We start from the raw sequence: 22,635 nt of genomic DNA, 5'->3' as shown, positions 1-22,635 counted from the left end.
CCCCCAGAACACTTTCAGAGCTACAGCCCTGGAAGCTACTCCCGATGATCCGCGCGCCGGTGTACCGGCTCTCCCCTGTTTTGGATGGCCTGCGCTTAAGGATAGTTGGGAATTCAGGAGGTAAAGGCAAGATAAGTAATTAGTTGTGGCAGACCGTTCGTCTGCCACCGCGCTAACCCGCGGGAGCCGGGGGCTTGCGCATTACAAAAAAATTATTCGGAGGTGCCTTGCGCTGTTTCCGAAGGATAAGTCGTACGCCACAACTCAAATCCGCCATCCATGCTGTAGACGTCGGAGAAGCCCTGGCTGATCAAGTAAGCGGCCGCGCCCTGGCTGGAATTACCGTGATAGCAGACCACTACAGTCGGTGCGTCCAGATCAGCGCCCTGAATGAAGGCATGCAGGGAATGGTTGTCCAGATGCTTCGAGCCGCTGATGTGCAGGGCGGCATAGGTCGCGGGGTCGCGAACATCGACCACTACTGCGCCTTGTTCACGCAGGGCCTGGGCCTGTTCAGGGGGGATACGTTTGAATTCGCTCATGGCGGGCTCCTGTGGCTCGGCTGAAAGCGCAGTCTAGCGCGGGGCGCTGGCTGACGACGGTTCGGAAATTCGTGGGGCGACTGGTGGCAGGGCGGCATGGCCGTGCTCGTCGCATTTGCAGGGAAGGCGTTCACCGCTGTCGACATTCATCAGCGTCAAGGCACCGCCCCAGACACAGCCGGTGTCGAGGGCCGAGATCCCCGGCTCGTTGCATTTGCCTTCCAGTGCTGCCCAATGGCCAAAAATGATCTTCAGGCCCTTGGTCTTGCGTTCCTTGTGCTGGAACCAGGGTTTGTAACCTGGCGGCGCATTATCGAGACCTTCCTTGCTCTTGAGGTCAAGCTTGCCCTCGGCGGTGCAGAAGCGCATCCGGGTAAAATAATTGGTGATTACTCGCAGGCGCGCGATGCCTTTGAGGTCGTTGTCCCATTTCGCCGGATCGTTGCCGTACATGCCATCTAGATAAGCAGGAAACAGGTTATCGTCGCGCAGGGCGGTCTCGACCTCGGCGGCGCACTTCAGGGCTTTGCGCAACGACCATTGCGGCGGAATGCCGGCATGCACCAAGGCAACATTTCGTTGTTCGTCGTAGTGCATGAGTTTTTGCTGGCGCAGCCAGTCCAGCAGCTCGGCACAATCAGGAGCTGCGATGATTTCGCGCAGGGTGTCGGCTTTCTTCAGGCGCTCGATGTTCTGCCCTGCGGCCAGCAAGTGCAGGTCATGGTTGCCAAGTACACACACCAGTGATTCACGGATGCCATAGAGGAAACGCAGTGTCTCGAGCGATTGAGGGCCGCGGTTGACCAGGTCGCCCACCAGCCACAGACGATCCTTCGTCGGGTCGAAGGCAACCTGTTTGAGCAGGCATTGCAGCGCTTCAAGGCAGCCTTGCAGATCGCCGACGGCATACGTCGCCATCAGTGCAGGGCTCCGGGCACCGCCAGGCGGAATGGCGCGATGATGGCGTCGAAGTGTTTGCCGTCTTCGGCGACCATCTCATAAGTGCCTTGCATCGTCCCGACCTTGGAGGTCATGACGGTGCCGCTACTGTAAGTATGGCTTTCGCCCGCCTCGATCAGCGGCTGCTGGCCAACAACGCCCGCCCCGCGAACTTCTTCGACATGCCCGTCACCGTCGGTGATCACCCAATGCCGCGACAGCAGCTTGGCCGGTAACTCGCCGTTATTGTGCACGGTGATGGTGTACGCAAAGGCAAAGCGGGAGTGCTCGGGTTGCGATTGTTCAGCCAGATAGCGGGTGACGACGCTGACGTCGACCTGATAACGAGGATCGGACATGCAAGAGGCCTTAAAAACGAAGCGGGACGCGGGGCATAGCTGATTGAACTCAGTCTAGGCCAAGTATCGGATAGTAAACCAGACATGTGCGCCGGTGTCCTATCCGATAACGCTTCAGACCTGTCAGATGTCTGCAGGCTTTTGCAGGACTTGTTCACTCAGCGTGTCGGCCAGGCGCACAAAGGCGGCCAGATCGAGCTGTTCGGGGCGCAGGCTGCCATCGACACCGGCGGCTTCGATCTCGGCATTGCTCAGCAGCAACTTGAGGGTGTTGCGCAGGGTCTTGCGTCGCTGGTTGAAGGCTTCGCGCACGACGCGCTCCAGCAGCTTGTGATCCTTGGCCGGGTGTGGCAGCACCGAGTGGGGCACCAGGCGCACGATGGCCGAGTCGACTTTCGGCGGCGGGTTGAATGCGCCCGGGCCAACGTTGAACAGATGCTCGACCCGGCAGTGATACTGAACCATGATCGACAGCCGGCCCCAATCGCCACCACCAGGGCCCGCGGCCATGCGCTCGACCACTTCCTTTTGCAGCATGAAGTGCATGTCGCGGATCAGGCTGGCGTTGTGCAGCAGGTGAAAAATCAGCGGTGTGGAGATGTTGTACGGCAGGTTGCCGACCACTCGCAGACTGTTCGGTGCGGCGTTGAGGCTGTTGAAGTCGAACTTCAGCGCGTCACCCTGATGCAGGTTGAAGTTGCTTTTGCTGGCGAATTGCTGGTTGAGGATCGGGATCAAATCCTTGTCCAGCTCCACCACGTCAAGCTGCGCACCGCTGTTGAGCAGGCCTTGGGTCAGCGCGCCCTGGCCCGGACCGATTTCCAGCAGGCGGTCTTCAGGTTTGGCGTGGATGGAACGCAGGATGCGGTCGATAACGCCAGCATCGTGCAGGAAATTCTGGCCGAAACGCTTGCGCGCCCGGTGTTGGTAATGCTCGGTCATAAACGGGTCTCGGCCATCTGATAGGCGGTTTCCAGGGCGACCTGCAGGCTGCCGGTGTCGATTTTACCGCTGCCGGCCAGATCCAGGGCAGTGCCGTGGTCGACCGACGTGCGGATGATCGGCAAGCCGAGGGTCACGTTGACTGCCGCGCCGAAGCCTTTGTATTTCAGCACGGGCAGGCCCTGATCGTGGTACATCGCCAGCACCGCGTCGCAGTGCTCCAGATATTTGGGGGTAAACAGAGTGTCGGCGGGCAGGGGACCGCGAAGGTCCATGCCTTCGCCGCGCAGGCGCTCCAGTGCAGGTTCGATGATGTCGATTTCTTCATGGCCCAGGTGGCCGCCTTCACCGGCATGGGGGTTGAGCCCGCAGACCAGGATGCGTGGCCGGGCGATGCCGAATTTTTCTTGCAGATCGCGGTGCAGGATTCGCGTGACCCGTTCCAGCCGCTCCGGCGTGATCGCATCGGCAATCTCGCGCAGGGGCAGGTGGGTGGTGACCAGCGCCACGCGTAATCCGCGGGTCGCAAGCATCATCACCACTTGCGCGGTATGGGTCAGGTCGGCGAGAAATTCCGTGTGCCCGGAAAAAGCGATCCCGGATTCATTGATCACGCCCTTGTGCACAGGGGCGGTGATCATGCCGGCAAAATGCCCATCCAGGCAGCCCTGGCCAGCGCGAGTCAGGGTTTCCAGAACGAACGCCGCATTGGCCTTGTCCAGTTGCCCGGCGGTGACCCTGGCGTTGAGTGGTGTATCCCAGACGTACAGGCTGTTGGCGGGTGCGGGTGCATCCGGCCAGCTGTCCGGCGCGACCGGCAGCAGATCGACAACCACGCCCAGCTGCGCGGCCCGCTCAAGGAGCAGGTCGCGGCTGGTAATGGCGATCAGGGGATAGGGCTGGGCTTGCGAGGCGAGCAGCAGGCACAGGTCGGGACCTATGCCGGCCGGCTCGCCCGGTGTCAGCGCGAAACGTTTCGGTTTCACTGCGTGGCCTGGTCTGCACCAGGGAGCTTGATCTCTACGTACGCTTCGTCGCGGATCTGGCGCAGCCAGGTTTGCAGCTCTTCGTCGTATTTGCGATTACGCAGTACGGTCATCGCTTGCTGTTCGCGGGCCTGGGAAGTGCTGTCGGTGGCGCGACGGCCAAGAACTTCCAGGACGTGCCAGCCATATTGGGTCTGGAACGGCTTGGACAGCTGACCTTGCGGGGTATTGGCCATCACTTCACGGAACTCGGGAACCAGGGCATTCGGGTCGATCCAGTTAAGGTCGCCACCGTTGAGGGCCGAGCCCGGGTCTTCCGAGAAGTTTTTCGCCAGTTCGCCGAAATCTTCGCCCGCTTCGATACGGGTGTAGAGCGACTGAGCCAGGGCCCTGGTTTTTTCTTCGTCGCGGATCGGGCTCGGTTTGACCAGGATATGACGCACGTGCACTTCGTCACGCACCTGGGCCTCACCGCCACGCTTGTCGAGGATCTTCAGGATGATGAAGCCACCTGGGGTACGCATTGGCTGGGTGATGTCGCCGACAGTCATGGTGCTCAGCAGGCGATCGAACGGAGGTGGCAATTGAGCGGCTTTGCGCCAGCCCATGTCGCCGCCTTCCAATGCGGTTTCGCTGGCGGATTTGGCGATTGCCAGTTGACCGAAGTCAGCGCCTTGCTTGAGCTGCTGGTATACCGCGTCGGCCTGTTTGGCTGCATTCTGAATCGCGTCGGAGTTGGCGCTTTCCGGCGTAGGAATCAGGATGTTGGCCAGGCGGAACTCTTCGGACAACTGCATCTTGCCCAGATCGGAAGCGAGGAAGTTCTTCACTTCCTGTTCGGATACCTGGATGCGCTCGGCCACACGACGCTGACGCACACGGCTGATGATCATTTCGCGGCGAATCTGGTCACGGGCTTCGTCGTAGGACAGGCCATCGCGAGTCAGGGCGGCGCGGAATTGATCCACGGACATGTTGTTGCGCTGGGCAATGGTGCCGACAGCCTGGTTCAGTTCTTCATCGGTAATGCGGATGCCGGAACGTTCGCCGATCTGCAATTGCAGGTTCTCGACGATCAGGCGCTCGAGTACCTGCTGATCCAGCACGTTGGCCGGCGGTACTGCAGCACCGCGTTTGGCGATGGTTTGCTGAACTTCATGGACCCGCTGGTCCAGCTGGCTCTGCATGACCACGTCGTTGTCGACGATGGCCACCACCTTATCGATGGACTGTACCCCGGCGTTGGCCGCGGTACCCAGGAACAGCGCGCCCAGCATTAGCGGGCGCAGACAATCAGAAAGCTTGGTCTTCACGTTCACGATAACCTTGGATGCCTTTGTCGAGGAAGCTCTCTACTTTGGAGCCGGTGAGGCCGCCGAGACCTTTCAGAACGATTTGGAGGAAGACGCCATGGTCGCCTTTTTCGTTTTGCGGTGCGTCTTGACTGGTTTCGTCATAGTCGACCCAGTAACGGTTGATCAGGCGCAGTTTCCAGCAGCAGTTGTCGTACTCGAAGCCACCGAAGGCTTCCAGGGTACGGTTGCGGTTGTAGTCATACTGCCAGCGGCTGATCAGGTTCCATTGCGGCACGATCGGCCACATGACCGAGAAGTCGTGTTGCTGGATCTTGTAGTAGTCCTTCACGTAACCCGGGGTGCCTGGAGTACCGTAGTCACCGCCGCCCACTGCCCATTGACCGGTGTTCTGGTCGTAACGGACCTGGTCATTGCGATAGCGATAACCGGCGTTGATGACCTTGTTCGGGTTGTCTTCAGGCTGGTAGTGGAACATGGCGCTGCCCGAGCGAGGGCTGCGGCTGTCCGGGTCCCAGTTGTAATCGGCGGTGGTGCGCCAATCGCGGTTCCAGCGGTATTCGTATTCCAGTGCGTAAGGCGAAACGTCCGACTGTGCATCCTGGCGGGTCCTGGCATCGATGCCTGGCAACTGAACCTTGCGATCCTTGAAGTAGACGGCCTGGCCGACGCTGATGCGTTGACGCTCGAAGCCATTGTCCTCGATCCAGCGGTTGGTGATGCCCAGCGACAGTTTGTTCTCGTCGCCGACGCGGTCGGAGCCGGAGAAACGGTTGTCACGGAACAGCGACGCGTAATTGAAGGTGTACTCGCTGGTGTCGAAGACTGGAATGTCTTCCTGGTCCGTTTCCGGAACATAGAGGTAGAACAGGCGTGGCTCAAGGGTCTGGCGATAATTCTTGCCGAACCATTGGGTGTTGCGATCGAAGTACAGGCCGCTGTCGATGCTTGCAATCGGCACGCCGCGGTTCTGGTTGCTGTCGAAAGTACCGTTGAGTCTGTCCTGTTCTGCGTTCTGCGCGGCAATCTGGGTTTTACCCGTGCCGTCCAGGTCCAGCTGATATTGCGTGTACTGATACTTGAGCGTTGGTTTCAGGAACCCATAAGTCCAGTCCAGCGGCAGGCTCACGGCTGGCGCCAGGTTGAGACGGTCACCGGTGGCGCGCGCCAGACCCTGGACATTTGTATCCAAGCGCGGCGTCACATTGCCATCTTCGTCCGAGAAGTTCCCGTTTTCCAGATCGCGGTCAAACCTGACGAGTTCAGTGTTGTACGAGAAATCCAGGCCGCCCGGGTGGTAAGGCAGTGCACCATCAAAGGTGATCTGCGGCAAACGATCGTACGGGGTAATGTTCGATACGGTCGCCAGCTGATAAGCCTGGGCGTTGACGCGAGCGGTGTAACTGTCGCCGCGATAGCTGACCGAACCCTGCTGGTTCACGTAGTCAGAACTTTTCACGCCAATCTGGTCAGTCTGCAGATCCTGGAAGTAATACGGATCGCTGATCTTGGTGTAATCGACCTGGGAGAGGACGCGCGAGTCGAGGCCACCCTTGTGCTGCCAGTTGTACATGTAGCGGGTTTTTTCGTAGTCGGTCTGCAGCTTGCGATCGTCGTTTTCATCGTTGAGGTACGCGGCGCCGAACTGACCTTCGCTGGACTTGGTCAGGTAGCGGAATTCGCCTTCCATCAACAGGCCGCGCTTGCTCATGTAGCGCGGGTACAGCGTGGCATCGTAGTTCGGTGCCAGGTTGAAGTAGTACGGGGTGACCAGCAAGAAGCCGGTATCGCTGCCGGTACCGATGGTCGGCGGCAGGAAGCCGGACTGGCGACGGTCATCGATCGGGAAATAGATGTACGGCGTGTACAGGACCGGAATGTCCTTGACCCGCAATGTCACGTTGGTAGCGGTACCGAAGCCGGTGGCCGGGTTCAGGGTGATGTTGTTGCCCTTGAGCTGCCAGGCGTTGCTGTTCGGTTCGCACGTGGTGTACGTACCATCCTTTAGGCGGATGATCGCGTTCTCGGCACGTCTGGCGTACAGCGCGCTGCCGCGAATGCGGGATTTGTGCATCACGTATTCGGCGTTGTCGACCTTGGCTTCACCGGTGTCGAGCTGTACGTCGGCATGATCACCGACGATCAATGCGCCGTTGTCGCGAACTCGCACGTTACCGCTCAGTTCGCCACGGCTCTCGGCCTGGTAGAGGTTCGCTTCATCAGCTTCGACCTGCATGCTGCCCTGGCGCATGACCACGTCACCGGCCAGGGTGGCGACCTGTTCTTCCTGCTTGTAGCGAGAGGCCTTGGCGCCGATAAAGGTTGGGGCGTCACTTTTATTCGTCTTGTCATTCATGCCAGGACGAGTCGGTTCGACATAGGAACCGGAGCAATAAGGACCGGTTTCGGCCAATTGAGCTGCCGTGAGGTTTTCGCGTGGCACCCAGTCGAGGTGACTGTAGTCTTCGCTACGCGACTTCAGGCCGCGGCCCTTGGCTTCGGTCACCAGCACTGGCTTGGCACCGGTGTCTTGACTGACACTGCCCTCAGCCGGCGTCTCGCCGCTCGAGCTGACTGCGCCGCCGTCATGGACGGGACGCGGTGGCAGTGCAGGGGCTGGGGATTTTGGCGCACAGTCCCAGGCACCCGAAGCAGAGACTGAGCAGTCATACTGTTCCGCGGCGACCACGAACGAAGTGGCTAAAGGTTGCAGGGCCAGCAGACTGCCAGTTACCAACAACGGAAATTTTTTACGAAACGCGGGGGATTTCAATGCCATCTTATTAGTCCGGGCTTCCTGCGTGCCATCTGCCCGCGGTGTGGGCCGCACGCCTCTCGATGGTCTGAAAAAGATGCTGGATAATAAAGCATGACCCGCTTGACGGCTAGCGCCGTCGGAGACCCTTGCAATGCCTGACCAAGATGTACGTTTGCAACACCTGAAAGTTTGGCTCGATGAGCAGTTGCCGATCCTCTTTGCCGAACATGACTGGGGGACCGTTCCCCCGGCCACGTTGACCGCCGCCAGTAGCGACGCGAGCTTCCGACGCTACTTTCGCTGGGAAGGCTGTGGCAGAAGTTTCGTCGTGATGGACGCTCCACCGCCCCAGGAAAACTGCAAACCCTTTGTGGATATTGCTTTCCTGCTGGCGAAATCCGGAATAAATGTGCCGAAAATCTATGCCGAAGACCTCGAACGTGGATTTCTTTTGCTCAATGACCTGGGCAACAAGACTTATCTGGACGTGATCGACAGCGAAAATGCCGACGACTTGTTCAAGGATGCCCTGCAAGCGCTGCTGGCTTTTCAGCAGTTGCCGATGGTCGCACCGCTACCGAGTTATGACGTGGCCTTGTTGCGGCGCGAACTGGAATTGTTTCCCGAGTGGTACGTGAAGCACGAGTTGGGCATCGAGTTCGACCCGGCTCAACAAATGCTCTGGCAGCAGGTGAGCGACAAGCTGATCGATAGCGCCCTGGCCCAGCCCAAAGTCCTGGTGCATCGCGATTACATGCCGCGCAACCTGATGCTCAGCGAGCCGAATCCGGGTGTCCTGGATTTCCAGGACGCGGTCTATGGCCCGGTGACCTACGACGTGACCTGCCTGTTCAAGGATGCGTTCCTCAGCTGGCCCGAGGAACGAGTGCGCGCCTGGCAGAGAGATTACTGGCAACAGGCGGGCGAGCGGGGGATCCCGGTTCAGCCTGACTTCGAGGATTTCCTGCGCGCCAGCGACCTGATGGGCGTGCAGCGCCACCTGAAAGTGATCGGCATCTTCGCCCGGATCTGTCACCGCGACGGCAAGCCACGTTACCTTGCGGATGTGCCGCGCTTCTTCGCTTATATAGACGCCGTGGTCGCGCGCCGCCCGGAACTGGCTGAGCTGGATGTGTTGCTGGCCAGTCTGCGCGCTGGAGCGATTGCATGAAGGCGATGATTCTGGCGGCTGGCAAAGGCGAGCGCATGCGTCCGTTGACCCTGACCATGCCGAAACCGCTGGTTCGCGCTGGCGGCATACCGTTGATCGAGTATCACCTGAAAGCCTTGGCGGTGGCGGGGTTTACCGAGGTGGTGATCAACCATGCCTGGCTTGGCCAGCAGATCGAAAACTACCTGGGCGATGGCTCGCAATACGGTGTACGCATTCAGTACTCGCCGGAAGGTGAGCCACTGGAAACCGGAGGCGGTATTTTCCGCGCGTTACCGTTGTTGGGGGATGAAGCCTTTTTAGTCGTCAACGGTGACATCTGGACCGATTACGACTTCAGCGTGCTACATCAGCCTATTGCAGGGCTGGCACATCTGGTGCTGGCGGACAACCCGGCTCATCACCCCACCGGGGATTTCAGCCTGGTCGACGGGCAGGTACACGACGGTCAGGCGGACACCGCCAACTTGACCTACAGCGGCATCGCGGTGCTGCATCCGCAGCTCTTCGAAGGTTGCTCGGCAGGGGCTTTCAAGCTTGCACCGTTGCTGCGCACCGCCATGGCGGACGGTCAGGTGACCGGCGAACACCTGAACGGGGTCTGGGTGGATGTCGGCACTCACGAGCGTCTGGCGCAAGTGGATGCTCTGATAGAAGCGAGACGCTGACATGCTGTGGCCAGGGACTCTGATTGGAGCCGGAGCGGGCTTTGCCATTGCCAGCATTCCGGGGGCCATGCTCGGCGGCTTGTTGGGACAGGCGCTGGATCGGCGCCTGCAGCTGCAGAGCTGGGCGGACGTGCGGGAAAGGCTCGGTGGCCGGCCGGCGCTGCGCAACGATGAACTGCTGTTCGTGTTGCTGGGGCGCCTGGCCAAGTGCGATGGGCGGGTAGTGGATGGCCACATCCACCAGGCTCGCCAGGAGATGCGCTCGCTGGAAATGACCGACTCGGCCCAGCGCCGTGCGATTGCGGCGTTTAATCGCGGCAAGGCGGGGCATGATCGGTTGCGGGGTTATATGCGCCGTCTGAGTGCTCAACCCCATGCAGCTGAAGGCGTCTTGCGCGCCTGTTGGCGGATGATCTGGGCGGATGGCCACGCCGGTGTCGGTGAGCTTGAGCTGCTGGCCCAGTGGGGTAAATGGCTGGGCTGGACGCGGCAACAGGTACAGGCGCTGGCAACCGACTATGAACCACAGAAACGTCCGTTGGTCAGCAGCACCGTGACTTATCAGGAGGCTTTGCGGCTATTGGGTGTTTCCGCCAGCAGCGAGCCGGCGCAGATCAAGCGCGCTTATCGACGTTTGCTCAGCCGCCATCACCCGGACAAGATCGCCGGCAGCGGTGCGACGGCGTTGCAGGTGCGTGAGGCTACCGATAAGACTCGTGAACTGCATACGGCGTACACGTTGATTCGTGAGCGGCGGGATTTTCGGTAGGAGGACAGAGTTGTGTTTAATGTGATGCCGCCTTCGCGAGCAGGCTCGCTCCCACATTAAATTTTCAGGGGGCACAGAATCTGTGTACCACCGGGATCAATGTGGGAGCGAGCCTGCTCGCGAATGGGGCGACTCGGTCTATCTGTCCGCCGCAGGCTGAGGATTCAACCAACCCCGAACCCGGCGCACCAGCTGCTCTTGCTCAGCCTTGGCGTTACCAGGCAGCGCCTTGAGCGATACCTGGCTGAAACCGGAACTCTTCAAGCGTTTACTCGCCTGCAAACGTTCCAGCGCCGCGTTGCGATCCACCGGCTTATCCATATAGAAGATATCTGCAGTTGGCAGCTTCAAGGTTGGTGCGAGCTCAGCCAGCCCTGGTTTCGCATTAACCGGCGTCTGGGCGGCGACCATCACCAGTTTCTCGACCTGCGATGGCTGTTTTTCGCTCAGATAGCGCGCGGCCCAGTAAGCCCCCGTGCCATGACCCAATACCACGATGCTGCGCACGCTTTGCTGTTCGGCGTAGGCAATGGCCGCGTCAATGCGAGCAAAGATTCGTTCGGCGTCAGCCTCGGCCTGTTCCTCGGCGGTCTCGACGATCGCCTTGTCCGCGACCTCCGCTTCGCCGCCGACCGCCTGTTCGATGGGCTTGGCGGTGGTGGCATCCTTGCTGCCGGTCTCGGGTGCTTTGAGCGTTGGCGGCATTTCAGCGATACGTGGCGCAATGGCTTCGCTTTGCGGGTCCGGCAAGGTGATACTCAGGCTGCTCCACTCGGCATCCGGCAATTTTCGCCGCAATGGAGCGATTGCTTGCGGCCAGTCAACGGTTTCGCCAGCGCCCGGGATGATAATCACCGCGCCTTTGGGGCTGGCGGTGTTGGCCGGTTTCCACAGGGCCAGAAAGGTATCGGCACCGGCTTGCAACTGTTGCTGTTCCCGGGCCGGGATCTGTCGCTCCAGTGCTGTGGCTTCTTCCTGACTACGCTCTAGCAGCGGTTGGCGCTCGAGGGGTTTTTCTTCTGCGGGTTTCCCCGCGGCACTGGCAGCCGGGTCGGCCGCCTCGACGGAAAAGGCGCAGGGCAGGATCAGCGACAGGCACAATGCTGGCAATGTCAGGCGGTAGACAGGGAGCATCGGATATTCCAGGCCAGAAGTTATTCCGGCAGCCTAATGGGTTGGTCAGTATTTGTCAGTGTGTGAGACTTCAATGATGCGTTTTCGCTGCCTCTGGGTTATCGGCTGTTTGTGGTTTCCGTTGCTGGGCTGGGCGGCGTCCGCGCCTCCAGCCCACGTCCCGCAATTGTCCGCAGCCCAGCAGCAATGGCTGGCGGAGCATGGCGAGTTGCGGGTCGGACTGGTGCTACAAGTGCCCTATGCCCAATACGATCGTCGCTTGCAGCGCCTGTCGGGGGTTAACGTCGAGCTGATGAAATGGCTGGCCAAGTCACTCAAGGTCGAGCTGAGCTGGCGTAACTTCCCCGATCTTGCGCAGCTGGAAGCCGCTGCGCGCGAGGGCGATATCGACATCGCCCCGGGATTGAGTCAAACCCCCGGCGGTTTGCGCCTCTGGCAATTCTCCGACCCGTACATGCGGGTGCCGCAACTGGTGGTCAGTGACCAGAAAAGCACCGGTGCGGTCGAGCTGGAAAAGCTCGACAGCCAGACCCGTGTCGCCGTACGCATGCCCAGTGCCACCGCGGATTACCTGCGCAGCAATTATCCGCATCTGAACCTTCAAGGCGTACCGATCGAGCGCCAGGCATTGCAACTGTTGTCGAGTCAGCAGGCCAGTTACGCCGTGGTCGACGAAGCGCAGTTGGGGCGCCTGTCCGCCGAACCGGAGTTCGCCGGGCTGGTGGTGGTCGGCGACATCGGCCTGCCGCAACTGCTGCGGGTGGCCACGCGCCGGGACTGGCCGGAGCTGGCCGGTATCGTCGAAAGTGCGTTGCGCGCAATCCCGGCCAAAGACCTGGAGCAGTTGCACACTCAATGGGTACAACCCAAGTACCCGCGGCTGACCGAATCCCCGGGTTTCTGGCAAAACCTTTGCCTGTTGTTGGCCGTGTTGATGCTGAGCAGCATGGCCATCGTGTTCTGGCAGCGTCGGCAGCAGCACAGTCTGGAGCAACGGTTATTCGCCGCGCGGGAAGACATTGCCCTGCGTGCCGCCAGCGAGGAAGCCTTGCGCCTCACTCAGTTTTCCATCGATCAGAGCACCGTTGGCATCCTCTGGGTCAACTGGGACAGCCATGTGCGCTACGCCAACCGCGCGGCCGAAAGCATGTTGGGCTACCCGGCAGGCGGGATCATCCACAGACCGTTGATCGACTTTGAGCCGGGCCTGCACATGGACCGCTGGCTGAACCTGTGGAAGCGCGCCCGGGCCAGCGAGGAAGGCCCGCAAAGTTTCGAAACCAACTGTGTGCGCGCCGATGGCAGTATTCTGCCGGCGGATGTTTCGTTGAGCTTCCTGCGTTTTCGTGACGGCGAATACCTGGTGGTTTACCTCAATGATGTCACCGAACGCCGCCGTGCCCTGGCGGCTCTGCAGGAAAGCGAAGCGCGGCTGCAAGGGATCGCCGCCAATGTTCCGGGACTGGTGTTTCGCCTGGAGCGTGCGCCGGTGACCGGACAGATCGACTTTGCTTACATCAGTGAAGGCAGCGAAAGCCTGGTAGGTTACTCGCCAGCCACTCTCGCTCACCGCGACAAAGGCCTGCGCAGCCTGGTGCATCCGGACGACAAGGCCAGCTATCACCAAACCCAGGACCATGCGCTGGATACCGACAGCGACTGGTCGTGGCAAGGGCGTATTCTCACCCGTTCGGGCGAACAGCGCTGGGCCGAGATTAAGGCCATGACCCGCCGACTCGAAGACGGTGCCTATGTCTGGGACGGCATCGTCTGGGACATCAGCGAGAGCAAGCGCATTGAGCTGGAACTGGCCAGCTCCCGGGAGCAACTGCGTGAGTTGTCCGCTCACCTGGAAAGTGTGCGGGAGGAGGAAAAGGCCCGCATCGCCCGGGAAGTTCATGATGAACTGGGTCAGATGTTGACCGTGTTGAAGCTGGAAACATCCATGTGCGAACTGGCCTACGCCCAGCTCGACCCCGGCCTGAACGAACGCTTGAACAGCATGAAGCGCTTGATCGCTCAGCTGTTCCAGCTGGTGCGCGATGTGGCGACAGCGCTGCGCCCACCGATTCTCGACGCCGGGATAGCATCAGCCATCGAATGGCAGGCCCGCCGTTTCGAGGCGCGTACACAAATTCCGTGTCTGGTGCAGGTGCCGGACAATCTGCCAGTGCTCAGTGATGCCAAGGCGATTGGCTTGTTCCGGATCCTTCAGGAAGCGCTAACCAATGTCATGCGCCATGCCCAGGCGCATACTGTTGAATTGACATTGACGCTGGAAGGCGACGAGTTGTGTCTGACGGTCAGTGATGATGGCGTAGGATTTGTTCCCTGCACCGGCAGGTCGACATCCTTTGGTGTGGTCGGCATGCGCGAGCGGGTGTTGATCATGGGTGGGCAGTTGTTGCTTGAGAGTGAGCCGGGTGAGGGTACGACCCTGAGTGTGCGAGTGCCGCTGGATGAGGCCTGATGGTTTTGTGGTGTTTGTGCTGACGTCTTCGCGAGCAAGCCCGCTCCCACATTAGTCCGCGTTCATCCAGCCAATGCCGATCAACTGTGTGAGCGGGCTTGCTCCGGGCGGCGTTCCGACGAATGATCTTGGCTCTGACATAAGAAGAATGGAGAAGTCTGTGATCCGTGTACTGGTAGCCGAAGACCACACCATTGTCCGTGAAGGGATCAAGCAGTTGATTGGCCTGGCCAAGGATCTGCTGGTGGTAGGGGAGGCGAGCAATGGCGAGCAGTTGCTCGAAACCTTGCGTCATGTTCCCTGCGAGGTGGTATTGCTGGATATCTCCATGCCGGGGGTCAATGGCCTGGAAGCGATTCCGCGGATTCGTGCGCTGAACAATCCGCCGGCGATTCTGGTGTTGTCGATGCACGACGAGGCGCAAATGGCCGCCCGTGCGTTGAAGGTCGGCGCCGCTGGTTACGCAACCAAGGACAGCGATCCGGCGCTGCTCCTGACCGCGATCCGCAAGGTCGCGGCGGGTGGGCGCTACATCGACCCGGACCTGGCGGATCGCATGGTGTTCGAGGTCGGCCTGACCGATTCGCGTCCGCTGCACTCGTTGCTGTCCGAGCGCGAATTTTCGGTGTTCGAACGCCTGGCCCAGGGCGCCAACGTCAACGACATCGCCCAGCAACTGGCCTTGAGCAGTAAAACCATCAGCACCCACAAGGCGCGGCTGATGCAGAAGCTCAACATCACCTCGTTGGCGGAACTGGTGAAGTACGCCATGGAGCACAAACTGCTCTAAGGCTCACCGCAGTCCCCTGTGGGAGCGGGCTTGCTCGCGATGGCGGCTTAACATTCAACATCTGCGTCAACTGGTATTGCGCTATCGCGAGCAAGCTCGCTCCCACAGGGATAGCAGTGGCATATCCATTTACGACATCCCGCCAAATCGCTATTGCCCGGTCTTGCGGCTTGCAGCCAGAAACTTGCCGCTGCCCCTATCCATTCCCGCCATCCTTGTAGGGCAATCCCTACCCCCAACCTTCCATACGGCTGAGGCCATTCTCTCCTGCGCCCCGATTTGCGTGGTCACCAGCGTCCACTAGGCTTAGTCCACAGCAGTCATCACAACAAAGGTGTGGGTATGAGCCAGGTCGATTCAAGCGCAGGGGCCAGCGATGTTCTGGTCAGCTTTCGTGGGGTGCAAAAGAGCTACGACGGCGAGAACCTGATCGTCAAAGACCTCAACCTGGACATTCGCAAAGGCGAATTTCTCACCTTGCTCGGGCCGTCCGGCTCCGGCAAGACCACCAGTCTGATGATGCTCGCCGGTTTCGAAACACCGACCGCAGGCGAAATCCTCCTGGCCGGGCGTTCCATCAACAACGTGCCGCCGCACAAGCGCGATATCGGCATGGTGTTCCAGAACTACGCATTGTTCCCGCACATGACGGTCGCCGAGAACCTGGCGTTCCCGCTGACCGTGCGCGGCTTGAACAAGAGCGACGTCAGTGACCGGGTCAAGCGTGTCCTTAGCATGGTTCAGCTCGACACCTTCGCTCAACGGTACCCGGCGCAACTGTCCGGCGGTCAACAGCAGCGGGTGGCCCTGGCCCGGGCGTTGGTGTTCGAGCCGCAACTGGTGCTGATGGACGAACCCCTCGGCGCGCTGGACAAGCAACTGCGCGAACACATGCAGATGGAGATCAAGCATCTGCACCAGCGGCTCGGCGTGACCGTGGTCTACGTGACCCACGACCAGGGCGAAGCCCTGACCATGTCCGATCGGGTGGCGGTGTTCCACCAGGGCGAAATCCAGCAGATCGCCCCGCCGCGCTCCCTCTATGAAGAACCGAAAAACACCTTCGTCGCCAACTTCATCGGTGAGAACAACCGTCTCAATGGCCGCTTGCACAGCCACACCGGCGACCGCTGTGTCGTCGAGCTCGGTCGCGGTGAAAAGGTTGAAGCTTTGGCAGTCAATGTCGGCAAGACCGGCGAGCCCGTCACGCTGTCGATTCGCCCGGAACGCGTGAGCCTCAACGGTTCGAGCGAGTCCTGCGTCAACCGCTTCTCAGGAAGGGTGGCGGAATTCATCTATCTGGGCGACCACGTGCGGGTTCGCCTGGAAGTCTGCGGCAAGACCGACTTCTTTGTGAAACAACCGATTGCCGAGCTCGATCCCGGGCTGGCTGTCGGCGACGTGGTACCGCTTGGCTGGCAGGTCGAACACGTTCGCGCGCTCGACCCGCTTCTAGAGGCGCATTGATCGCCCCCTGCTTCAACAACACCAACCCTGCACGTGGAGAGAACAATAAATGTTGAGATCCCTGAAATTCACCGCCCTGGTCGTCGGCATGATGGGTGCGGCACACGCGATGGCGGCGGGCCCGGACCTGACCGTGGTGTCCTTTGGCGGGGCGAACAAGGCGGCGCAGGTCAAGGCCTTCTATGCACCGTGGGAAGCGGCAGGCAACGGCAAGATCGTGGCAGGCGAGTACAACGGCGAAATGGCCAAGGTCAAAGCCATGGTCGACACCAAGAGCGTGTCGTGGGACCTGGTGGAGGTTGAATCGCCAGAATTGTCCCGTGGTTGCGACGAAGACATGTTCGAACAACTCGACCCCGCACTGTTCGGCAAGTCCGAAGACTACGTCAAGGGCGCTATCCAGCCTTGTGGCGTGGGCTTCTTCGTGTGGTCGACCGTGTTGGCCTACAACGCCGACAAGCTGAAAACCGCACCGACCAGCTGGGTGGATTTCTGGGACACCAAGAAATTCCCGGGCAAGCGCGGCCTGCGTAAAGGCGCGAAATACACGCTGGAATTCGCCCTGATGGCCGACGGCGTTGCGCCGAAAGACGTCTACAAAGTGCTGGCCGGCAAGGATGGTCAGGATCGCGCGTTCAAGAAGCTCGATGAGCTCAAACCAAGCATCCAGTGGTGGGAAGCCGGCGCACAGCCGCCGCAGTACCTCGCTTCCGGTGACGTGGTCATGAGCTCGGCCTACAACGGTCGGATCGCTGCCGTACAGAAAGAAAGCAACCTGAAAGTGGTGTGGAACGGCGGTATCTACGACTTCGACGCATGGGCGATTCCAAAAGGCCTGGACAAGGCGCGTGCTGAAGCAGCCAAGAAATTCATCGCGTTTTCGGTGCAGCCGCAGCAGCAGAAGACTTACTCGGAAAACATCGCCTACGGCCCGGCCAACGTTCAAGCCGTTCCGTTGCTGGCCAAGGATGTGCTGAAAGATATGCCGACCACCCCGGAAAACATCGCCAACCAGGTGCAGATCGACGTCAGCTTCTGGGCTGACAACGGCGAGCAACTGGAACAGCGTTTCAATTCCTGGGCAGCAAAATAAGACCACACCGCGGGCTTGCCCACTCCTGTAGGAGCGAGGCTTGCCCGCGAAAGCGTTGGTACATTCAACATCTATGTTGACTGACACACCGCCTTCGCGGGTAAGCCTCGCTCCTACAGGGGGATTCGCAGCTAACAAGAACAGAGGTGGCGTGACTTCCTCTGTAACGATCAAAGATTTCCGGAGTACGCCATGGCCACCGCCATTCCCCTGAACGCGGGCACCGATCCCACCTTGAAGCAGCGGCTCAAGCACGCCGAGCGGATCAACCGCTGGAAGGCCCAGGCCTTGATAGCGCCGTTGGTGCTGTTTCTGCTGCTGGTGTTCCTGGTGCCCATCGTGGCGCTGCTCTACAAAAGCGTAGGTAACCCGGAAGTGGTCGGCGGCATGCCGCGCACCGTGGCGGCCATCGCCAGCTGGGACGGCCGCGGCCTGCCCGGGGAGCCGGTGTACAAGGCGGCCAGCGAAGACCTCGCCGAAGCCCGCAAGAATCAGACTTTGGGCGATCTGTCCAAGCGCTTGAACATGGAGCTGGCCGGCTATCGCAGCCTGCTGACCAAAACCGCACGCGCCCTGCCGTTCGCCACCGAACCAAGCTCTTATAAAGAAGCACTGGAAGGACTGGACGAACGCTGGGGGGATCCGGCCTATTGGCAAGCCGTGCGTCGCAACACCAGCAGCATCACCCCGTACTACCTGCTGGCGGCGGTCGATCACCGAATCGACGACCTCGGTGAAATCGCCCCGGCTACCCCCGATCAGGCGATCTACCTCGATATTTTTGCCCGGACCTTCTGGATGGGGCTGATCATCACCGTGATTTGCCTGGTGCTGGCTTACCCATTGGCCTATCTGCTGGCGAACCTGCCATCACGTCAAAGCAACCTGCTGATGATTCTGGTGCTGCTGCCGTTCTGGACCTCGATCCTGGTGCGGGTCGCCGCATGGATCGTGCTGCTGCAATCGGGCGGGCTGATCAACAGCGGCCTGATGGCCATGGGCATCATCGATAAGCCGCTGGAGCTAGTGTTCAACCGTACCGGGGTCTACATCTCGATGGTGCACATCCTGTTGCCGTTCATGATCCTGCCGATCTACAGCGTGATGAAAGGCATTTCGCCCACTTACATGCGTGCGGCGATTTCCCTTGGCTGCCACCCGTTCGCCAGTTTCTGGCGGGTGTATTTCCCGCAGACCTATGCCGGTGTCGGCGCCGGTTGCCTGCTGGTGTTCATCCTCGCGATTGGCTACTACATCACCCCGGCCCTGCTGGGCAGCCCGAATGATCAGATGGTCAGCTACTTCGTCGCGTTCTACACCAACACCAGCATCAACTGGGGCATGGCGACCGCACTCGGTGGGCTGCTGCTGTTGGCGACCGTGGTGCTTTATCTGATTTACAGCTGGCTGGTGGGCGCCAGTCGCCTGCGCCTGAGCTAAGGGGAGAACGAAATGCTGAGTCCTTATATGTCGCCCGTCGAGCGGGTGTGGTTCTACAGCTTGCGCATTCTCTGCGGGCTGATTCTGTTGTTCCTGATTCTGCCGGTGCTGGTGATCATTCCGCTGTCGTTCAACTCCGGGAGTTTCCTGGTGTACCCGCTGCAAGGTTTCTCGTTGCAGTGGTATCACGATTTCTTCGCTTCGGCGGAATGGATGCGGGCGCTCAAGAACAGCATCATCGTCGCCCCGGCTGCGACCGTGCTGGCAATGATCTTCGGTACGCTGGCGGCGATTGGCCTGACCCGTGGCGACTTCCCCGGCAAACCGCTGGTGATGGCGCTGGTGATTTCGCCGATGGTGGTGCCGGTGGTGATCATTGGCGTGGCGAGCTATCTGTTCTTTGCCCCGCTCGGGTTGGGTAACAGCTTCTTCTCGCTGATTGTGGTGCATGCGGTATTGGGTGTGCCGTTTGTGATCATTACGGTGTCGGCAACATTGCAGGGGTTTAACCACAACCTGGTGCGCGCTGCTGCGAGCCTGGGTGCTTCGCCACTGACCGCGTTCCGTCGGGTGACCTTGCCGTTGATTGCGCCGGGCGTGATTTCCGGTGCGCTATTCGCCTTTGCGACTTCGTTCGATGAAGTGGTGGTGACGCTGTTCCTCGCCGGCCCCGAGCAAGCAACCTTGCCACGACAGATGTTCAGCGGCATCCGCGAAAACCTCAGCCCGACCATTGCTGCTGCCGCGACGTTGCTGATCGCCTTCTCGGTGATCCTGTTGCTGACCCTCGAGTGGCTACGTGGCCGCAGCGAAAAACTGCGTACAGCGCAGGTTTAAAGCTACACACCGATCCATTGTGGGAGCGAGCCTGCTCGCGAATGCGGAGTATCAGTCGACATAGATGTTGAATGTCGATGCGCTTTCGCGAGCAGGCTCGCTCCCACAGGTATCTCAGTGCTTTCGGACTCTTTAATCATTCACCGCCTGAATACCAGACAACCCACAGTCCCCAGCTACTCTTGTGCCCAGCTCCCCTATCTATAAGAGGCTGCGCACATGGGTCTTTGCTCTTTCAAAATCGCTCACAAACTGATCACCGGCGCCGGTGCCATCGAGCAACTGGCCGCTGAACTGACACGTCTGGACATCGACAATCCGCTGATCGTCACCGACGCCGCACTGGTCAAATCCGGAACGGTGGAGCTGGCGCTGGCGCAGCTGGGGGAGCGCAGTTACGAGATTTTCGACCGCGTGCAACCGGATCCGGAAATCGCCATCGTCGAAGACTGCATGCGGGTTTATCGCGAGGGCGGGCACGACGGGTTGATCGGTCTGGGCGGCGGCAGTGCGATCGACATCGCCAAGAGCGTTGCGGCGTATGCCGGTTACCACGGCGCGCTGGAGGATTTATTCGGCATCGACCAGGTGCCGCGCAAAGGTCCGCCCCTGATCGCCATCCCGACCACCGCCGGCACCGGCTCGGAAGTGACCAATGTGGCGATCCTGTCCGACAAGGTTGCACAGTTGAAAAAAGGCATCGTCAGCGACTACCTGTTGCCGGACGTGGCGCTGGTCAGCCCGCAAATGACCCTGACCTGCCCGCGCAGTGTCACTGCGGCCAGCGGCGTCGATGCGCTGGTGCATGCCATCGAGTCCTACCTGTCGGTCAACGCTTCGCCGATCACCGATTCCCTGGCCATCGGCGCCATCAAGCTGATCGCCAAGGCGCTGCCCAAGGCCTATGCCAATCCGTCCAACCTGCAAGCTCGCGAAGACATGGCCACCGCCAGCCTGATGGCCGGCATGGCATTCGGCAATGCCGGGGTCGGCGCGGTGCATGCACTGGCGTATCCGCTGGGCGGGCGTTTCAACATCGCCCATGGCGTCAGCAATGCATTGTTGCTGCCGTACGTGATGACCTGGAACAAATTGGCCTGCGTCGAGCGAATGCAAGACATTGCCGAGGCCATGGGGATGAAGACCGCTCATCTGAGTGCCAATGAAGCGGCGGACAAAGCCGTGGAGGCAATGACCGATCTGTGCGCGGCAGTGGAAATTCCGCCGGGCCTGCGCAGTTTCGGCGTTCCCGAGGACGCGATCCCGGCCATGGCCCTGGAAGCCGCGGGAATCGAGCGCCTGATGCGCAACAATCCGCGCAAGTTGAGCGCTATTGATATCGAGAAGATCTACCGAGCGGCTTACTGATCATCGCGCTCACGGTGCGCGCGCCAAAGCATGAGGTATACAATGCGCGCCATCGTGATTCTGCTCAAAAAAGGTGCGTCATGCAGCCCTTCGTCATTGCTCCGTCGATTCTCTCCGCCGACTTCGCCCGCCTGGGTGAGGAAGTGGACAACGTCCTGGCCGCCGGCGCCGACTTCGTACACTTCGATGTCATGGACAACCATTATGTGCCGAACCTGACCATCGGCCCGATGGTCTGTGCCGCGCTGCGCAAGTATGGCGTGACCGCACCGATTGACGCGCACCTGATGGTCAGCCCGGTGGACCGCATTGTCGGGGACTTCATCGAGGCCGGTGCGACCTACATCACTTTCCATCCGGAGGCCACGCAGCACGTCGACCGCTCCCTGCAGTTGATCCGCGAAGGCGGTTGCAAGTCGGGCCTGGTGTTCAATCCGGCGACTCCGCTGGACGTGCTCAAATACGTGATGGACAAGGTCGACATGATCCTGCTGATGAGCGTCAACCCGGGCTTCGGCGGGCAGAAATTCATTCCAGGTACCCTCGACAAGCTGCGTGAAGCGCGGGCACTGATCGATGCCTCCGGACGTGACATCCGCCTGGAAATCGATGGCGGCGTGAACGTGAACAACATTCGCGAAATCGCCGCTGCTGGCGCCGACACCTTCGTTGCCGGCTCGGCGATCTTCAATGCACCGAACTACCAGGAGGTCATTGAAAAGATGCGCTCCGAACTGTCGCTGGCCCGTCCATGAGTGGCTTTGAGCAGCTGTTCCCGGGAGCCCTGCCGAGGCTGGTGATGTTCGATCTGGATGGCACACTGGTCGATTCGGTCCCCGACCTTGCGGCAGCTGTGGATAACATGCTGCTCAAACTCGGCCGGGCACCTGCCGGGATCGAGTCCGTGCGCGATTGGGTCGGCAACGGTGTGCACATGCTGGTGCGCCGGGCACTGGCCAACCATATCGACGCCGAAAACGTCGATGAGGTCGAGGCCGAGCAGGCACTGGAGCTGTTCAACGGCTTTTACGAGGATGGACACGACTTGACCGTGGTCTATCCCGGCGTGCGCGACACCCTGAAATGGCTGCACAAGCAGGGGGTCGAGATGGCGCTGATCACCAACAAGCCGGAGCGTTTCGTCGCGCCTCTGCTGGATCAGATGAAGATTGGCCGTTACTTCAAATGGATCATCGGCGGCGATACGCTGCCGAAGAAGAAGCCTGACCCTGCGGCGCTCTTCTTCGTGATGAAAATGGCCAATATCCCGGCTTCGCAATCCTTGTTCGTCGGCGATTCGCGCAGTGATGTGCTGGCGGCGAAAGCGGCGGGGGTCAAGTGTGTTGCGCTCAGTTATGGCTACAACCATGGCCGGCCGATTGCCGAAGAATCCCCGGCGCTGGTGATCGACGATCTGCGCAAATTAATTCCCGGTTGCCTGGACCTGGCCACTGGGATAACGTTGCCCGACGCTGTTCAATCTCCTGCCGGAAATCCCATCGTGGTGGTCACTCGCAAACTCTGGATGAAAGTCATCAAGGCCCTGGCCCGCTGGCGTTGGCGCGCCTGACTTGTTCCTGGCCGGCATT

General features: G+C 60.3%; 20 protein-coding genes. 12 read left to right on the top strand and 8 right to left on the bottom strand.

From position 1 onward, the window contains the following. Positions 1-212 precede the first annotated feature (212 nt). The 7 genes from glpE to ACA041_RS29275 all read right to left on the bottom strand — a co-directional run bounded on the left by glpE (position 213) and on the right by ACA041_RS29275 (position 7,860). Positions 213-542: a thiosulfate sulfurtransferase GlpE gene (gene glpE / locus ACA041_RS29305; protein WP_497438942.1), complete on the bottom strand. Its 330-nt coding sequence runs from the start codon at positions 540-542 to the stop codon at positions 213-215. A 33-nt stretch (positions 543-575) separates the two neighbouring features. Next, complete coding sequence (locus ACA041_RS29300; RefSeq protein ID WP_497438941.1) at positions 576-1,460, bottom strand: symmetrical bis(5'-nucleosyl)-tetraphosphatase; 885 nt, start codon at positions 1,458-1,460, stop codon at positions 576-578. Then, complete coding sequence (gene apaG / locus ACA041_RS29295; RefSeq protein ID WP_497438940.1) at positions 1,460-1,840, bottom strand: Co2+/Mg2+ efflux facilitator ApaG/CorD; 381 nt, start codon at positions 1,838-1,840, stop codon at positions 1,460-1,462. The genes ACA041_RS29300 and apaG overlap by 1 nt, the downstream gene beginning before the upstream one ends. A gap of 123 nt (positions 1,841-1,963) precedes the next feature. Further along, on the bottom strand, positions 1,964-2,782 hold the full coding sequence (gene rsmA, locus ACA041_RS29290; RefSeq protein ID WP_497438939.1) for a 16S rRNA (adenine(1518)-N(6)/adenine(1519)-N(6))-dimethyltransferase RsmA: 819 nt from the start codon (positions 2,780-2,782) through the stop codon (positions 1,964-1,966). Beyond that, positions 2,779-3,768, bottom strand: coding sequence for a 4-hydroxythreonine-4-phosphate dehydrogenase PdxA (gene pdxA, locus ACA041_RS29285; protein WP_497438938.1), 990 nt, complete (start codon positions 3,766-3,768; stop codon positions 2,779-2,781). The genes rsmA and pdxA overlap by 4 nt, the downstream gene beginning before the upstream one ends. Further along, entirely contained in the window at positions 3,765-5,087 is a 1,323-nt protein-coding gene (gene surA / locus ACA041_RS29280) for a peptidylprolyl isomerase SurA (protein ID WP_497438937.1), read from the bottom strand. Before surA ends, pdxA begins: the two co-directional genes overlap by 4 nt. Beyond that, positions 5,062-7,860, bottom strand: coding sequence for an LPS-assembly protein LptD (locus ACA041_RS29275; protein WP_497438936.1), 2,799 nt, complete (start codon positions 7,858-7,860; stop codon positions 5,062-5,064). The genes surA and ACA041_RS29275 overlap by 26 nt, the downstream gene beginning before the upstream one ends. Before the next feature lie 130 nt (positions 7,861-7,990). On the opposite strand from ACA041_RS29275, the gene ACA041_RS29270 reads away from it, so the two are divergent. The 3 genes from ACA041_RS29270 to ACA041_RS29260 are packed head-to-tail and all read left to right on the top strand — an operon-like array spanning position 7,991 to position 10,447. Further along, positions 7,991-9,010 carry an aminoglycoside phosphotransferase family protein gene (locus tag ACA041_RS29270; protein WP_497438935.1) on the top strand — a complete coding sequence of 340 codons (1,020 nt, stop codon included), beginning with the start codon at positions 7,991-7,993 and terminating at the stop codon, positions 9,008-9,010. Next, positions 9,007-9,678, top strand: coding sequence for an N-acetylmuramate alpha-1-phosphate uridylyltransferase MurU (gene murU / locus ACA041_RS29265; RefSeq protein WP_497438934.1), 672 nt, complete (start codon positions 9,007-9,009; stop codon positions 9,676-9,678). The genes ACA041_RS29270 and murU overlap by 4 nt, the downstream gene beginning before the upstream one ends. A 1-nt stretch (position 9,679) precedes the next feature. After that, positions 9,680-10,447 (top strand): DnaJ domain-containing protein, encoded by a 768-nt coding sequence (locus ACA041_RS29260; protein ID WP_497438933.1) that lies wholly within the window; start codon positions 9,680-9,682, stop codon positions 10,445-10,447. A 138-nt stretch (positions 10,448-10,585) separates the two neighbouring features. Here the strand turns inward: ACA041_RS29260 and ACA041_RS29255 are convergent, their stop codons facing one another. Then, positions 10,586-11,581 (bottom strand): alpha/beta hydrolase family protein, encoded by a 996-nt coding sequence (locus tag ACA041_RS29255; protein ID WP_497438932.1) that lies wholly within the window; start codon positions 11,579-11,581, stop codon positions 10,586-10,588. A 73-nt stretch (positions 11,582-11,654) separates the two neighbouring features. Here ACA041_RS29255 and ACA041_RS29250 point away from each other — a divergent pair, with 73 nt between their 5' ends. From ACA041_RS29250 to ACA041_RS29210, 9 genes are all read left to right on the top strand, one after another. Continuing rightward, positions 11,655-14,051, top strand: a complete 2,397-nt coding sequence (locus tag ACA041_RS29250) for a PAS domain-containing sensor histidine kinase (protein ID WP_497438931.1) — start codon at positions 11,655-11,657, stop codon at positions 14,049-14,051. A gap of 160 nt (positions 14,052-14,211) precedes the next feature. Next, on the top strand, positions 14,212-14,841 hold the full coding sequence (locus ACA041_RS29245; RefSeq protein ID WP_003210977.1) for a response regulator: 630 nt from the start codon (positions 14,212-14,214) through the stop codon (positions 14,839-14,841). Positions 14,842-15,183: 342 nt separating this feature from the next. After that, the gene (locus tag ACA041_RS29240; protein WP_497438930.1) at positions 15,184-16,308 is read left to right on the top strand and encodes an ABC transporter ATP-binding protein; all 1,125 of its coding nucleotides are present in this window, start codon (positions 15,184-15,186) and stop codon (positions 16,306-16,308) included. A gap of 49 nt (positions 16,309-16,357) precedes the next feature. Next, positions 16,358-17,401, top strand: coding sequence for an ABC transporter substrate-binding protein (locus ACA041_RS29235; RefSeq protein ID WP_497438929.1), 1,044 nt, complete (start codon positions 16,358-16,360; stop codon positions 17,399-17,401). 192 nt (positions 17,402-17,593) lie between these two features. Then, a complete protein-coding gene (locus tag ACA041_RS29230) occupies positions 17,594-18,841 on the top strand; it encodes an ABC transporter permease (protein ID WP_497438928.1) in 1,248 nt (415 codons plus the stop codon). A 12-nt stretch (positions 18,842-18,853) separates the two neighbouring features. Next, the gene (locus ACA041_RS29225; RefSeq protein WP_497438927.1) at positions 18,854-19,678 is read left to right on the top strand and encodes an ABC transporter permease; all 825 of its coding nucleotides are present in this window, start codon (positions 18,854-18,856) and stop codon (positions 19,676-19,678) included. A 219-nt stretch (positions 19,679-19,897) separates the two neighbouring features. After that, a complete protein-coding gene (locus ACA041_RS29220; protein WP_497438926.1) occupies positions 19,898-21,046 on the top strand; it encodes an iron-containing alcohol dehydrogenase in 1,149 nt (382 codons plus the stop codon). 80 nt (positions 21,047-21,126) lie between these two features. After that, on the top strand, positions 21,127-21,801 hold the full coding sequence (rpe, locus tag ACA041_RS29215) for a ribulose-phosphate 3-epimerase (protein ID WP_497438925.1): 675 nt from the start codon (positions 21,127-21,129) through the stop codon (positions 21,799-21,801). After that, positions 21,798-22,616, top strand: a complete 819-nt coding sequence (locus ACA041_RS29210; RefSeq protein ID WP_497438924.1) for a phosphoglycolate phosphatase — start codon at positions 21,798-21,800, stop codon at positions 22,614-22,616. Before rpe ends, ACA041_RS29210 begins: the two co-directional genes overlap by 4 nt. Positions 22,617-22,635: the final 19 nt, after the last annotated feature.

The organism is Pseudomonas sp. LBUM1676, assembly GCF_059695605.1.
Note: the sequence above shows the minus strand (reverse complement) of the source record. Positions and strands in the feature narration are given on the sequence as shown.